The organism is Phreatobacter sp. (assembly GCF_016793595.1).
In the GTDB taxonomy this organism is placed as follows: domain Bacteria; phylum Pseudomonadota; class Alphaproteobacteria; order Rhizobiales; family Phreatobacteraceae; genus Phreatobacter.
On sequence record NZ_JAEULY010000016.1, the window covers coordinates 138667 to 152395 of the forward strand.

The 13729-nt window shown below is 65.6% G+C and carries 19 protein-coding genes; 6 read left to right on the forward strand and 13 right to left on the reverse strand.

Going from position 1 to position 13729, the window contains the following annotated elements:
• The first annotated feature begins 11 nt into the window (after positions 1-11).
• From JNK84_RS17905 to JNK84_RS17915, 3 genes are read left to right on the forward strand one after another with little or no spacing between them, the layout of a single operon-like run.
• Positions 12-236 carry a helix-turn-helix domain-containing protein gene (locus JNK84_RS17905; protein WP_367272362.1) on the forward strand — a complete coding sequence of 75 codons (225 nt, stop codon included), beginning with the start codon at positions 12-14 and terminating at the stop codon, positions 234-236.
• Positions 237-257: 21 nt separating this feature from the next.
• Positions 258-623, forward strand: a complete 366-nt coding sequence (locus JNK84_RS17910; protein WP_293426188.1) for a hypothetical protein — start codon at positions 258-260, stop codon at positions 621-623.
• A gap of 59 nt (positions 624-682) precedes the next feature.
• Positions 683-1012 carry a hypothetical protein gene (locus tag JNK84_RS17915; protein WP_293426190.1) on the forward strand — a complete coding sequence of 110 codons (330 nt, stop codon included), beginning with the start codon at positions 683-685 and terminating at the stop codon, positions 1010-1012.
• Between the two features lie 14 nt (positions 1013-1026).
• On the opposite strand, the gene JNK84_RS17920 is transcribed toward JNK84_RS17915, so the two are convergent.
• The 12 genes from JNK84_RS17920 to JNK84_RS17975 form a co-directional block, all read right to left on the reverse strand.
• A complete protein-coding gene (locus JNK84_RS17920; protein WP_293426192.1) occupies positions 1027-1632 on the reverse strand; it encodes a hypothetical protein in 606 nt (201 codons plus the stop codon).
• A gap of 21 nt (positions 1633-1653) precedes the next feature.
• The gene (locus tag JNK84_RS17925) at positions 1654-3663 is read right to left on the reverse strand and encodes a hypothetical protein (RefSeq protein WP_293426195.1); all 2010 of its coding nucleotides are present in this window, start codon (positions 3661-3663) and stop codon (positions 1654-1656) included.
• The gene (locus JNK84_RS17930; RefSeq protein WP_293426197.1) at positions 3663-5252 is read right to left on the reverse strand and encodes a terminase large subunit; all 1590 of its coding nucleotides are present in this window, start codon (positions 5250-5252) and stop codon (positions 3663-3665) included. The genes JNK84_RS17925 and JNK84_RS17930 overlap by 1 nt, the downstream gene beginning before the upstream one ends.
• The gene (locus JNK84_RS17935; protein ID WP_293426199.1) at positions 5239-5631 is read right to left on the reverse strand and encodes a phage terminase small subunit P27 family; all 393 of its coding nucleotides are present in this window, start codon (positions 5629-5631) and stop codon (positions 5239-5241) included. The genes JNK84_RS17930 and JNK84_RS17935 overlap by 14 nt, the downstream gene beginning before the upstream one ends.
• The gene (locus JNK84_RS17940; protein ID WP_293426201.1) at positions 5628-5966 is read right to left on the reverse strand and encodes a phage head closure protein; all 339 of its coding nucleotides are present in this window, start codon (positions 5964-5966) and stop codon (positions 5628-5630) included. Before JNK84_RS17940 ends, JNK84_RS17935 begins: the two co-directional genes overlap by 4 nt.
• Positions 5967-5976: 10 nt before the next feature.
• Positions 5977-7470: a phage major capsid protein gene (locus JNK84_RS17945; RefSeq protein WP_293426203.1), complete on the reverse strand. Its 1494-nt coding sequence runs from the start codon at positions 7468-7470 to the stop codon at positions 5977-5979.
• Positions 7457-7909 carry a hypothetical protein gene (locus JNK84_RS17950; RefSeq protein WP_293426205.1) on the reverse strand — a complete coding sequence of 151 codons (453 nt, stop codon included), beginning with the start codon at positions 7907-7909 and terminating at the stop codon, positions 7457-7459. Before JNK84_RS17950 ends, JNK84_RS17945 begins: the two co-directional genes overlap by 14 nt.
• Entirely contained in the window at positions 7906-9108 is a 1203-nt protein-coding gene (locus JNK84_RS17955; RefSeq protein WP_293426206.1) for a phage portal protein, read from the reverse strand. Before JNK84_RS17955 ends, JNK84_RS17950 begins: the two co-directional genes overlap by 4 nt.
• 81 nt (positions 9109-9189) lie before the next feature.
• Positions 9190-9399: a helix-turn-helix domain-containing protein gene (locus JNK84_RS17960; protein WP_293426208.1), complete on the reverse strand. Its 210-nt coding sequence runs from the start codon at positions 9397-9399 to the stop codon at positions 9190-9192.
• Positions 9396-9677: a hypothetical protein gene (locus JNK84_RS17965; RefSeq protein WP_293426210.1), complete on the reverse strand. Its 282-nt coding sequence runs from the start codon at positions 9675-9677 to the stop codon at positions 9396-9398. Before JNK84_RS17965 ends, JNK84_RS17960 begins: the two co-directional genes overlap by 4 nt.
• Positions 9674-10240, reverse strand: coding sequence for a hypothetical protein (locus tag JNK84_RS17970; protein WP_293426212.1), 567 nt, complete (start codon positions 10238-10240; stop codon positions 9674-9676). The genes JNK84_RS17965 and JNK84_RS17970 overlap by 4 nt, the downstream gene beginning before the upstream one ends.
• The gene (locus tag JNK84_RS17975) at positions 10237-10914 is read right to left on the reverse strand and encodes a hypothetical protein (RefSeq protein WP_293426214.1); all 678 of its coding nucleotides are present in this window, start codon (positions 10912-10914) and stop codon (positions 10237-10239) included. The genes JNK84_RS17970 and JNK84_RS17975 overlap by 4 nt, the downstream gene beginning before the upstream one ends.
• Before the next feature lie 340 nt (positions 10915-11254).
• Here JNK84_RS17975 and JNK84_RS17980 point away from each other — a divergent pair, with 340 nt between their 5' ends.
• The 3 genes from JNK84_RS17980 to JNK84_RS17990 all read left to right on the forward strand — a co-directional run bounded on the left by JNK84_RS17980 (position 11255) and on the right by JNK84_RS17990 (position 13144).
• Positions 11255-12160 (forward strand): MJ0042-type zinc finger domain-containing protein, encoded by a 906-nt coding sequence (locus tag JNK84_RS17980; protein ID WP_293426216.1) that lies wholly within the window; start codon positions 11255-11257, stop codon positions 12158-12160.
• 70 nt (positions 12161-12230) lie between these two features.
• On the forward strand, positions 12231-12761 hold the full coding sequence (hpt, locus tag JNK84_RS17985; RefSeq protein ID WP_293426218.1) for a hypoxanthine phosphoribosyltransferase: 531 nt from the start codon (positions 12231-12233) through the stop codon (positions 12759-12761).
• Positions 12762-12763: 2 nt separating this feature from the next.
• A complete protein-coding gene (locus JNK84_RS17990) occupies positions 12764-13144 on the forward strand; it encodes a response regulator (RefSeq protein WP_293426220.1) in 381 nt (126 codons plus the stop codon).
• Between the two features lie 46 nt (positions 13145-13190).
• Here the strand turns inward: JNK84_RS17990 and ppa are convergent, their stop codons facing one another.
• Complete coding sequence (ppa, locus tag JNK84_RS17995; RefSeq protein ID WP_293426222.1) at positions 13191-13727, reverse strand: inorganic diphosphatase; 537 nt, start codon at positions 13725-13727, stop codon at positions 13191-13193.
• Positions 13728-13729 lie beyond the last annotated feature (2 nt).

Here is a 13729-nt window from a genome sequence, read left to right on the forward strand (position 1 = left end):
CAATTCGTCAGGTGAAGGCCGCGCGGGCGCTTCTGGATTGGTCGCAAGCGGCGTTGGCCGAGGCATCGGGCGTATCGCTTCCGACTGTAAAGCGGCTCGAAGCCAGCGACGGCGAGCTTGGAGGTCGAGAGGATACCGGCGATAAGATTCGGGCCGCGCTCGAATCCGCCGGAATAATCTTCGTTGCGGAGAATGGCGGCGGAGCGGGAGTCCGATTAGCGAAAAGTAGGGGGTAACCTATGTCTAACGAAATTAAGATGGTTGGATTGCAGGACGTTCGTGACGGCCACCCGTCCGAAGGACAAATGCGCACTGTTGTAATTCAATTGTCGGAATACGCGCCAACGCTGTGGTCCGAACATTTCAATAGTGAGTGGGCCCAGCATATTTACATGATGAAGCGCCGCGCTGTAGCCATGGGGAATACGATAGAAATTTATTGCGTACCGTCCGAGTTGCAAGACAACCACATACCGGAATTGAAGAAGGTGATTGACGCAACTAACGCTCGATTTGGGGCGGCGATTGCCGAAAGCCAGCGTCGACAGGCGGCCGACGAAAAGCAGCGACGTGCCGAAGTTCAAAGGCTCGAAGAGTTGAAGAAGAGCCTGAAGTTCGATTGACGCGCCCCTTTTTTGCTTTTCTCTCGCCCCTTGCGCAGAATTGCGCAGGGGGAATCGTTATGATCATTGTCCCGGCACCGAAGCCCAAGCGGCGCGGGTTTGCGAGCACCTGGTTGCCGTGGCTGGTTCTTGGCGCCTTCGGCTTCGTCATCTTCGTGCTGGTGAATTTTGGCGACCGCGGCGAACCTGGAGGTTCGCCTGAGCAGCTTGCAATGCACGCCGGCCTGATCCAAGCACGCGGGCTGAACTGCCCTAGCGCCACGCGCCTCCGTCCTCAGCCGCAGGATGCCTTCGGCAGCGTCACGAAGGTGAGCTGCAGCAATGGTGTGGATTTCCGGGTGACCTTCTTGGCAGGTGGTCAGGGCTTTAGAGTTGAGCCGTGGCGGTGAGCCCGGCTCCCCGTTCATTCCCGAACGCGGGAAGCCCCCTCGACACCGTGCACCTGAAATGTCAGCTCCTTCAAGAACGCGCGGGCCTCCGGCGTCATCGCCTCGAATTCCGCGACAACGATGTCCACCTTCTCTTGGATCTGGGCATCCAGCTTGTGCGCTATGAAAGCGGTTGCCTGGCCCATCAGCCGATTCATCTCGGCATTTGGACCGATCTCCATTCGCGTCAACTGCACCACGCCGATGCCCGCGCCAGGTTGCACATCTACGGCAACGGTCATTTCTTCCTGCACATTCACCGAATGAGCGATGTGCTTGTTCCTGATCTCGTTAAGTTGCGCGTGAAACTCCAGCGGCTCTCCGGGGAGTTCCTTCAGGATTTCGGCTCTTAGGGCGAGCCGCTTGCCCCCCGAGAAGCAGCGAAAGTACGAGACAAGCGCCGCCGACCAGAGCGCCCGCAGTATCGTGTCGTCCCGCTTTTCCTCTGGCTCCAGCAGCAGCTTGTCGAGGCGAAAGCAACATCTGTTCGCAAACATGATGTCATTCGCGACCGCACGCAGTTCCGCCAGCTCTTTTGCTGCGGGTGTAGACATCTCAAAAAGACGACGGCGGGTGGTCACGGAGCGCTCCTAGTGAAAGCGCTAGCCTATACCGTCCCGCTTCGCCTTGGCCACGATGCCGGGCATCTTGGCTTCGAGACGCTTGTCGCGCTGGTCGAGCTCGTTCTTGAGAGCCGCGAGCGTATCCTTGCCCGCGTCACCCTGAACTGTGATGTTGGTCACCGGCGCGAAGGTGATAGGGCCACCACCCCGGGCGGCACCGAAGGACTGGAACCGCGGCACCGCGACACTGGAGGGCACGGTCGGCGGGACAATGCCTCCGTCTCTGAAGCCCGGCTTACCTAGCCGCATGGCCTCCACAGCCGCCACGCCGCCAGCGTTGGCGACGTCACGCTGAGACCAGACGACCTCACCCTTATGGACAAAGCCCGCGAATTGGGCGGCCGGCCCCGCCCCGGTGTAGCCGCCGTTCTCGAATAGCTGAGTGCCGGTGGACCCGCCCCCGCCAATCCCTCCGAACAGGCTTCCTAGTAGGCCGCCGCCTCCGAACAGGCCCCCGCCCCCGCCGAAGGCGTTGAGCCACAGATTGTCCAGCGCCATTTGCGCGAGCTTGTCGCCGACCCGCTGAAGCTGGCGAAGGCCGGCCTCGCCGAACGATTTCCAGGCGTTCTCGCCGTTCGCCAGGTTGGACGTGAAGTCGCTGGCGAGACCCTTGAAGCTGTCGCGGGTGAAGTCGTTCAACTCGACGGTCTGCCGCTGGGCCTTGTTCAACGCCTCCAGGCGAACGCGAAGGGCTTCACTCTCGTTGACCTGATCCGTGAGCCGCTTCGTCACCTCTTCGCGCGTCTTGGCGTCGAGGCGGTTGAGGTCGACCTGAGCACGCGCGATTTCCATTGCCGCCTTTTGGGCCGCTTCCGACTGCCCGAACGTCGCGATCTGCGCGCGCATCACGGCATCTTGGCGCGTAAGGCTGTCGATGTAGGCGTTGAGCCGAGTGAGCGCGGTGTCCGTTGGGGCGCTGCCGCCACCCCCTCCGCCATCGCTGCCGGGCGGAATGACCGTACGCGGGCCGAGGTTCGGCGTGACGATGTCGGCCGAAGCAGGCCTGTTGCGCGGCGCCGGCGGCCGGAAGTTCGGCAGCAGCTCGCCCTGGCCGTTGGTGATGCCGGGGATCGGCGTCTCCAATCGGATGCCGGTGCCCGGCCCCTGCTCCACCCTAAAGCTGCGAAGTTCGTTCAATCCTTTGACGAAGGTGAATGCCTGCTCGGCGAGGTGGCCCAGCCCCCTGCCGATGTCGAGGAGGGCGACCTTGGACGAGACTTGGAAGTTACCCCATGCCGAGGTCCAGGCCTCGTCAAAGGCCCTCGCCTTCCGGACGGCCTCCTCGAGCCCGCGTGTGCTGCGCTCCTGCTCCGACCGCATGGAAGCGAGGTTGTCGGCGCCGCGGGCGAAGAGCGGGATCAGCTCCTTCGCGACGCCAAGCATCTCGGCGATCTTGATCCGGTCGCTCTCATTCGCCGCATTTGCGATCAGCCGGGCCGCGTGTCCCAGCGCTTCGTTGGTCGAAATGACCTGGCCGTGCCGGTTCTTCAGCTTGATGCCATTGGCTTCCAGCAGCTTGCCGAACTCGCTCTCCTCGCGGGCGGCCTCGGCGATGTTGTCGGCGATCCCGCGAAGCGTCTGGTCGATCGCGCCGGACCCGGCACCGACGCCAGTAGAGATGTTGCGAAGCGCGGCCGCCTGCCCGATGGAGAGGCCGACGTGCTTGGCGAGGTCATCGATCGCCAGCAGTTCGGTCTTCATCTTGTTTAGCGTGGCGAGGATGCCGGCCGCGGACAGCGGGGCCGCGAACCGCGAGGCGAGCCCGCTGACGAAGGCGCCTGCATGGCTTTGCATACTGGTCAGGGCCTGATTGACCCGCCCGGTCGAGCGCTCGAAATCCTGCTCTATCGAGCGGGTGACGCGGCTGGATTCCTCGCGCAGCTTCGTGAACGACCGCGTGCCGGTGCCTTCGGCCTTCTGAATGTTGCGCTCGAAATCGGAGACCCGCGCGATCAGGTCAACGACAAGCTGTTCGCGATCCTCTGTCATCAGAAGCTGCTCCAGTTTTCAACGAAATCGTCTCGGTCATAGGGCGAGGTCTCCTCGCGCACGGCGCGCGAGACGGCCATCCAGGTAGCGGTTGCGCCGTCGATACGATCGCGGCTCTTGCCCTTGTGCATGGTGCGGTTGCCCGCGCTATCGTTGTGGATGGCGATGTTCTCGAAGCACCAGCGCAGGACGGGATTGCCGGCGTGGACGATCTTCTCCGACAGGATGAGCCCTTCGAGAACATTGAGCGCGGGTGATTGCGTCACCCAGCCCTGACGCATCGAGGCCGTGGGGAAGCCGTCATCGGTCAGCGGTCCCATAACCGCTTGGGCGTACTTCTCATCGAAGTTGATCTCGCGGACGTCGAAGCGCTCGCAGAGATCGCGGATACGCTGTTCGACGGCGCGTGGATCGATGACGTTGCCCGGCGTCGGAGTGATGAATGTCTGCTTCGCCCACTCGGGATAGGGGACGCCGTCACGGTCAGCGCGGGTGCGCAGGTTGTTCTCCGGCACGAAGAAGAAGGGGAGCAGGACAAACTCATCGCTCTCTAGGGGTCTGACACATGCCAGGACGGCGGTGAGGTCGGTCGTGGTCGACATGTCAACGCCTATCCAGCAAGGCGCGCCGTCGATGTCTTCAGGGATCGGTCGAGCGCCCTTGTCGTAGGCGCGCATGTCGACATAAGGCGTCAGGCTGTTGTCCTGGCGGATGCCGAGGAAGAACTGCTCGAAGGCGGCCCGGTCGCCCGGCCGCTCGCGAGCCTCGGCCGCCATCTGACGCAGAGACGCTAAGTCCGGATAGCCGTAAGCGAGCCCGGGCAGCACCTTCGCCCAGGTCGCCTCTTCGTCCCAGGGCTCCTCGCGGCCTGCCTCGAAGACGATCGGCAGGAAGGTGGGGTCAACGATCTCACCGGCCTGTACCTTCCTGGCGTACTCGTAGATCGGAAAATCGGGGCTCTCGTTGCCCCTGCCTGCCGTTGTGGCGACGACCAGCAGCGAACCCGCCACCTTCGTGGCGCCGGTACGCATGGCGTGCCAGAGGTCGGCCTTCTCATGGGCCCATAGCTCATCGACCAGCACGAAGTTCGGCGTCGCGCCGTGCTTCTTCTTGCCGTCGCTACTCACGGCCTCGAACCGTGAGCCGGTCTTCAGGTGCATCAGCCGGTTCTTGGAATCGACAGGGCGCGCCCCATCGGCAAGCGCAGGCGTCGCATCCACGATGGACAGCGCCTCCTCGAAGGCGATGCGCGCCTGGTTGCGGTCGGCGGCTGCAACGAAGTTCTGGCCCGCCGCTACGCGCTCCGGGCCGAACGTGTGGAGCAGCGCCAGCGCCGCGGCGAGGCTGGTCTTACGCGAGCCCTTGCCAACTTGCAGGTACACGGTGCGCACCTGTCGGCTGCCGTCCGGATTTGTCGGGCCATAGATCCTGCGCACGATGCGTTCGAAGGGCGGATCAAGCTGGAAGGCCCGACCCGGCAGTGTCGATTTCGGATGCCTCAGCTTGCCCAGCGCCCGCACGGCGCGCTCGCCGCGGCCCTCTGGATCAGAGATCGGAGAGCCGTCGGTGAGCCATTCAAGCCCAGTCATCGTCTGCTCCGGGCGGCGGGGCACCGGCGGCCCGCTGGCGGGCGTAAGGCGTCAGGCCCAGTTCGGCGGCGAACCGGCGCGCGCTCTCCAGGTAGGCGAGCTGCATTCGCACGGCAGGGTGTGCCTTCGGGCCCGCCGGAGACTTCACGATGCGGCCCTGCCGGGTGATGAGGCGCGCCGTCTCGCGGACGCCCGCAATGGCGGTGCAATAGGCCTCCAGCGATCCGAGGTCGGTATCGGTCAGCACCTTCCGGGCGATGAGGTCCGGCACGACGCGCCTCCACTCCGTCTTGCCGTCTTTCGGCAGCGAGGACGGCGGCGGTGGCATCTGGACGATCGCCTCATTCGAGACCACGAGCTGCGGCTTCAGGCCCCTCATGACGCGGCCTCGCCGACCGAAACGGTGCGCAGCTCCAGCCCTTCGCGGCGGCCGATCTCCTTCACCTCTTTGATGTTGAACGCCTGGCCGGCATAGGCGACGCGGTGGGACGTCGTGATCCCTGCGATGAATCGGCACCGAAAGATGATCGCCGTCTCAGCCACGGCGCCGCCGCGAATAAACTCCTCCGTCGACTGCTGGACGAGCTGCGCCCGCATGGTCGCCAGCATGGTCCACGTCTGCACCGGCGTGCCCGATGGGTTGACGCTGGTAGAGAGCACCTGAATGACGATCTCTCGGTCGAGCTTTCCCGCGCGCATCAGCCCGACTTCCAAGACAGGGTGATCAGGCTGTCGAGCGTAATGACCGCGTGCGAGGTCTCGCCGTCAGGGTCGCGGAGGTAGCGGACGCTCTCGATATGGCAGTCGCCGCAATGGAAATCGGGATCGTCAACGTGCCCGCGGCGACGTCATCCATGTCCGGCGCTTCGATGACCGGACGGCCGAGGATCGTTTCCGGCGAGCCCTCTGCGAGCGACGGCTGCCAGAGATAGCCCTGCGACGAGTCCTTGAGCTTCCGGATGGCCGCAAGCGTCGAGCCGTTCATCATGAACGAGCCTCGGCTGCGATAGGGGGCCGGGAGCGAGTAGATCAGGCTGATCAGGAGATCGGCCGGAGCGGAGCCGAGCGTCGAGGCGTTGCCGGACGGCAGATAGGTGAGGTCCGGTGCCTTGAGGATGCCGAGCGGCTTCTTGGCACCGTCGCCGTTCAGGAAGACGTCGCCCTCCATGCGGCCGAACTCTTCGGAGAGGTCGGTCGAAACCTCGCTCTCGACGTTGACCGCGGCGTCCTCGAGCAGGCGCTGCGACACGTCGACGTAGCAGGCGATCTCGTGAACCGGCACCTCGACCTGACCGTAGGTCGAGCCCGTCTCCTGACGCGGTTCGGTCTCGCCGACCCAGCGGCCGTTCGGACGGCCGGTGCGCTTCGGCAACAGCACGGCGCCGGACCCCGTCGAGCCGACGCGGGCAACCTGCCGCATCGGAGAGATCTCGGTGATGCCCTTCAGCACCTCGTTCGAGAACTCCGGGGTGGCGAAGTAACCGCCTTGCGTGTCGTCAGCGACGCGGAGTGCCTTGACCTCGTCCAGAGACATGGTCGTCGGGCCCCGGCGGAGGAACGAGCCGAAGGCCTTCTGCTCGATCGGCACCTCGGCGTCCTGCTGCTTGCCGCCGGCCGGGCGGTTCATCTTGGTTTCGATGCGGGTCAAGGCCTTCGCGGCCTCCTCGCCCGTCCCCTTCATTGCGGCGACATCGGCCTTGATGGCTGCGACATCGGTTTCGAGGGCGCCAACGCGGTCCTCGACGGTCGGGGCAGCGGCCCCCTCTTCTCCGGCCATGGGGGCCTCCTTCACGGTGATGATGCGCGCGCCCGGATGGGACGGCACGCTGACGATGGATACTTCCTTGAGGTCCAGGGAACTGATGGTGCGGCCGCCGCCCTGGCGCGGAGCCGCCTTCTTCGTCTGAAAGCCGATGGACAAGCCGCCGGCCCCTCCAGCCTTCACGATCGCGCGGACCTCGCGGGCTCGCTCGACGTCATCGATCAGCAGGCGGCCCTTGACCTCCAGGCCCTTGGCCGTCTCGGCGATGCTGTCCCAGACACCCACGACCTGGCTCTGATCGTGCGCCCACAGCATGGGCAGCGCGCCGGGATGGGCGAACGCGCCCTTGGTGATCAGGTCGCCGACCATGTCAGGCGATCCGAATGGCCACGCGATGCCATGGATTGCGCCGCTGTCCTCGACCGTGAGGGCGACCTTGACCTCAAGCCGCTGCATCGCCGGCCTCCCTCTTCACCGGGTCGACCTTCTTGGGGATCCAAGGGTCACGGGAGGCTGCGAAGGCGTCGATCTGGTCGCGGATGATGCGAGACGAGGCTAGGACGCGCTCGGCGTTCTTGATGGTGAAGGGAACCGGCTCGCCGTTCTGGCGCACGTCCCAGCGGACGACGTACCGGGCCAGCATCCCGACAGCGATGCTCAGCGTGATCTCGCGAACCTCAGCCGCATTGGCCATGGCGGGCGGCAGTTGCAAGACGTGTTCCCGTCTCGCGCGATCCGCGGCCCAGTTCTTGGCGTCCTGCGCCACGTTGCTGTCAGGCCCTGCGATCCAGAACTTGAGGTCGGTCAGTTCCTGAGTGATCGGGTTGATGATCACCAGCTCGGCGCCCGCGTCCTGCTTGTCCGCGATGGCGATGATGTCGTTCAGGTCGGTCACGTGGCCGGCTCCTTCTGCTGCTCGGTGGAAGTCGGCACCGGGACGGTGACGTTGGGGTTCGCGAACTCCTCGCCGCCGGCGCGCGGCTTCATGCCGAGCCAGTCGCGGCCTTCGTTCGGATTGATGGTGCGGGAGGCGATGAGGCCGTTGATCGCGGTGGCCCGCGCGGTCAGGTCGGCGCGGGTGAGGTCGTCGCGATCGAAGACGACGCGGTAGCGGGCGCGGTCGTCGGGATGGAACAGGCCGCGGCGAAGGGCGGCTTCAAGGGCCTGAAGCCACGGCTCCAGGCAGTAGGTCAGGAACTCTTTGCCCTGCTGCTCGCCGTTCGACCAGGTCGCCCGCTCAAGGTCGAACAGCATCGACGGCGGCACGCGGAAGGCGCGGGCGATTTCGAGGATCTGAAACCGGCGCATCTCCAGGAACTGGGCGTCCACAGACGTCATTTGCGACTGGGTGAAGGACGCTCCGCCCCATAGCAGAGCCGTGCTGCCGGCGTTGTCGGCTCCCTCGTGAACCTTCTTCCAGCCGGCGCGCATCTTCTTGAGCTGTTCTTCGCCCATGCCGTTCGGGAACGTGACGACGCCGCCCGGGCGCGCACCGTTCTTGAACAGCCGCCCCGCATAGGCTTCGAGGAGATAGGCAAGGCCAATGGCCTCACGAGCGAGGGTCAGCGGGCTCTTGGAGAACGGCCCGCGAAGGTGGATCACGTCATTGCGCGGGACGACGAGGCCATCCTTCCGATAGGTTGGCTCGCCGGTGCCTTCCCAGTCGTAATCGACGGTGAAGCGGCCGACGTCGTACTTGATGAGCTCCATGACATCGCCGCGGGGGCGATTGGCCCAGGCGAAACCGCCGGCATCGCGGGTCAGGGCCTCGGAGACAAGGTCGCGGATGAACTCATAGCCGCTGGTCCACTCGTTCACGTCGCCGTTGAGCATGACGGTCAGCGGATGATCGGGCAGCTCTTTCTCGGAATCGTCTGCCTGTATCTCGACCACGATGCGGCTGAGCGATGCCGCCGCCTCCGAGATAACGCGGACGGCGCTGGCAACGGCCGGCACGGTCAGGGCGGTGGAAGCGGAGACGCCGACGCTGGTGGCGGCGGAGACGCCGAACAGTTCGAGCAGCCAGTCCTCCGGCGCGGCGAGTCCGGATTTCTGTTCGATCGGGGCAGCTTTGCGAAAGAAGCGTGCGAGCATCCCGATTGTATGGCGGATGGCCGGGCGCTTCGTCCCGGCCTTAAACTTTGCAAACCTTGTCAAAATCGCGCATCGCAAGGCTCAGAGGTTCTGAAGCCAACGATCGAGCTCGGTTCTCATCGCCATGTAGCGGCCGCGCGGCTTGGAGATCGGGCAATCGTCACCGGCTGCCCAGCGGTATACGGTGGCCTCGCTGACCCCCGCAAAATCCGCGATGGCTTTGGCACCCCATAGCCGCTCGCGGGCGCGCTCCAGATCGACAAGACGGGTGGCGGTGCTGACGATCATCATGCGCGCCCCGCGACGAAGTCATGCGGCCGCAACTCTCGGAGACGGGAGCAAATGGTCTCGGCCGCCACCGCCGCCACCCGGTCGATGACATCCGACCGTACCACCGTCTCCAGAGGCCCCAACTGCTCGCGGACGATCCGCAGGGCGATCTTAGCTGCCTGCTCCTCCATGTTGGCAGGCCATGGCCGGGGCGCCGCCGCTGCGAACTGTTCCGCCGAGACGCGCGCCACCATCTTCGCGCCTTCGATCCACTGCGCAATGAGCTCGTCGCCGGTCATAGCGCCACCTGGTTCTGTCTCCGCTCGGCTTCCCAACGGCGGCGCTGATACTCGATCTGCTCCTCATGGGCTTCGATCATTTTGGGCATCTCATCGAGAGCCCGTGCCGCTATCCCGACACGCACCGATGCCGCCCTCAGCGCGGCGAGAACCTCGCTGATCATCGGCATGAATTCGCTCTCGCGGCGCAGTTGCCGGCACGCCATCGTGAGGGCGCCGATCGACGGCTGCTCGTCGCTGACGTCCATGGTCAGCATCCGAGCAAAGACCTTCGGATCGGTCTTGCCGGCCGGGTAGCAGCCGAGCAACGCGGCGAGGTGCTGGCGGATTTCCTGAGCCGTCGCCGGCCGTGCCATCTGCGGCACCACCGATGCCGCCTGCTCCAGCGCCTGCCGAGCTATCGCCGGCTTGACGCAGGTGGCGTCGAACTGCCGTCCGCCGAACATCCAGCGCGACATGTAAGGCCCGTAGACCTCGGCCAGCTTCTGGACCGCGAGCGATGCGGACGTGCTGCGATGAACCTGCGGGAGCGCCGCGTCCGAGACGAGATCGATATCGTTCATTGCCAACCCTCCGCTGCGAGGTTGAGGATTTCGTGGGCAGGATGCGAGCGAGGCGCCGGGTATGCCCGGTTCGGCATTCGGATCACCTCCGCCATCGGCTGAGCCTCTTCCGCCGCCAGTCGGTCGCGATGAGCATTGGCCACCCAGGTCGACAAGCCGGACCAATGGGCGATCCGGTACCGACCAGCCATCGCTTTCCGAACGGCGGGGATCACGTCGAGATCTGGATCGAAACCTGATCGCAACCAGCCCAGGCAGGCCGATGCCGCCAGCACGTCGCCTCGGAGGGCGTGGTCTTCCGGGACCGATGCCTCCAAGATCTGGGCTACCACGCGATCAGCATCGGCGAGCGTCGCGCGCGCCTTCTCGTCTCCGTCTGGGGGGCAGTGAGGACCCTTTAGGGTCCGAACGGGGGGTTGAGTTTTGGAAGGGGGTACGGGGGAAACCTTTGTCTCGGGGGGCGGGGGGATGTCCCGTGACTGTCCCGTGACTGTCACGGGACAGTCACGCTCCTTGGCCCGCTGCCGACGCTTTCGATCGGCGGCCGCGGCGCGGCGCCGGGTCTCCGCATCCTCAATGCTCGCGATGGCCTCGGCGGCGATCAGCATGGCGTCGTGAGTGGCGCCGGCGGCGATCATCTGCCTCATCATGTCGACGACTGCGCGGGCGCTCATGACGCGCCTCCATCGAAGCCCACGTGACGGGAAAGGATCGGGAACACCCTTGCGAGCGAATCAGCCGTTTGGTACCGTTCGCCTCGAAGGAAGTCAGACCCCTTCTGCTGCACCGATCCGCCGCCGCTAGCGCTTCCGACGCTGGCGGCGGTTCGCGTTTCGGGGTCGGGCGGATGATTTTCAATGTTCTCTGCTGATCCCGGTTGATTCCGGTTATGTCCGGCTAATCCCGAAAATCCCCTGCTAAGGATTTCAAAAGGTTGGCCAAATTCGTGGTAACCGCCAATTAACCATGCTGCGCGAGTGTGAAGCGGGGGCAACCGGCCCCAAGGCGTGCATCATGCTGATCGTTTGTCCGTCCTGCGCGACGGCATTCAGGGTGACCAAGGAGGTCCTGGGCGAGTCCGGGCGTCAGGTCCGCTGTGCCCAGTGCCGCACCGTCTGGCTGGCCACCGCCGACCAGGCGGTCGAGGAACCGGCCGTTGCGGAAGCCGCAGCCGCGATCGGCCAGCCCGTCCGGTCACCGCCGCCGGACGATACCACTGACGCCGACTGGGGCGCCGCCTTCGCCGAGGAGGAGCGCGAGAAGAAGGCGACGGCCGGGGAAGCCGCCGATGGCGGCCCTGACATTCCCGCCGCTGAATCGCCCTCGCTCCAGCCGGATGCCGATGTCGCGCCGCTGCCGGCGCGCGTCGATGCGGCGCAGGGCCACGAGGAGCCGGCGGCCCCGCCGCGCCGGAACATCGAATCGGCCGCCGTGCGGCGGCGTGCCCGCCCGCTGGTCCAGCGCTCGCCGCGCTGGTCGCTTCGCATGTCGCTGCCGGTGGGAATCGTGCTGGTGTCGACCGCGATCCTCGCGACCTTCATGCTCGGCCGCGAGCAGGTGGTGCGGACCATGCCGGACACCGCCGGAATCTACGAGCGGCTCGGCCTGCCGGTGAACCTGCGCGGCGTCGAATTCCGCAACGTGAAGGGCGCCAACGAGATCGTCGACGGCGTCGTCGTGCTGGTGGTCGAGGGCAATCTCGTCAACATCACGGGTCGCGCCATCGACCTGCCGCGACTCAGGCTCGCGGTCCGCGATGCCGGGGGCAAGGAAATCTACACCTGGACCGCCACGGCGCCGAAGGCGCGGCTGGAAGCGGGGGAGGCCGCGCCGTTCCGCTCGCGCCTCGCCTCGCCGCCGCCGGACGGTTCCAGCATCGAAGTCCGCTTCTTCGCGCCCGCCGACGCCGCCGGCCGGTGACGTGGCTTCGCCGCCGCATTACAAACAGGCGAGAGCCACCGCGCATGATCGGCACCGGCCGGAGTGACTGATGAACCGTTCCAATATCCGCATCCTGTTCTCGGCCGAGACCATTGCGGAGCGCAACAAGACGCTTGTCGACGAGATCGCCGCGACGAAACCCGAGCGCCTGCTCGTCATCGCGGTGCTCAAGGGCAGCTTCGTCTTCGCCGCCGACCTGATCCGCGCCATGGATGCGGCGGGCATGGCGCCGGAGGTCGAATTCATGTCGCTGTCGAGCTATCTTGAGGGCACGGTGTCGAGCGGCACGGTGCGCGTGGTCCACGACATCGAGAGCCCGGTGACCGGCCGCGATGTGCTGCTGGTCGACGACATTCTCGAAAGCGGTCGCACGCTGACCTATGCGAAGGACCTGCTGATGGCGCGCGGCGCCAGGAGCGTGCGCACCTGCGTGCTCCTGGAGAAGCCCGGCAAGCGCGCGGTGCACCTGACGCCCGACCATGTCGGCTTCGAGTGCCCCGACCTGTTCGTCGTCGGCTACGGCATGGATGTCGCCCATTCCTGGCGGCAATTGCCGTTTGTCGGCGTCATCGAGAGCTGATCGTGGCCCGTATCCTGATCGCCGAGGACGACGAGCCGGTGCGCGCCTTCGTGCGCCGGGCGCTGGAGATTGACGGCCACGAGGTCACCGAGGCGCGCGATGGCGCCGAGGCCCTCGACATCCTCGAACGCGAGGCGGGGGGCTTCGCGCTCCTGCTGACGGATATCCGCATGCCGCTGATGGACGGTATTGCCCTGGCGCTGGCGGCAGCGCCGCAATTCCCTGATCTCGTCATCCTCCTGATGACCGGCTATGCCGATCAGCGCGAGCGTGCGCACGGCCTCGAGGCGCTGGTCCACGACGTGGTGACCAAGCCGTTCTCGCTGGCCGATATCCGCGCCAAGGTCGCCGAAGCCCTGGCGGCGGGCCCGAAGCGGGGCTGAGGCCGGCTTCAGCCGGCCCCGGCCGCTCCTGTCATCGGATCGGCGTTCAGCCCTTGGCCTTCTTGGCCCGCTCGATCGCCTCGAGGATCAGGCGCTTGGCCTCGGCGGCATCGCCCCAGCCGATGACCTTCACCCACTTGTTGCTCTCAAGATCCTTGTAGTGCTCGAAGAAGTGCTCGATCTGCTTGAGGGTGATCTCGGGCAGGTCCTTGATGTCGTGGACGTTCTCGTAGCGACGGGTCAGTTTCGGCACGGGCACCGCGACGATCTTCTCGTCGCCGCCCGCCTCGTCCTCCATCTTCAGCACGCCGACCGGCCGGCAGGCGACGATGGCGCCCGGCACGATGCCGCGCTGGTTGGCGATCAGCACGTCGCAGGGGTCGCCGTCCTCGGACAGGGTGTGCGGGATGAAGCCGTAATTCCCGGGATAGCGCATCGAGGTATAGAGGAACCGGTCGACCACCAGCGTCCCGGCCTCCTTGTCCATCTCGTACTTGATCGGCTCGCCGCCGACCGGAACCTCGACAACGACATTGACCTCCTCGGGAGGGTTCTTGCCGATCGAAATGGCGTCGATACGCATGG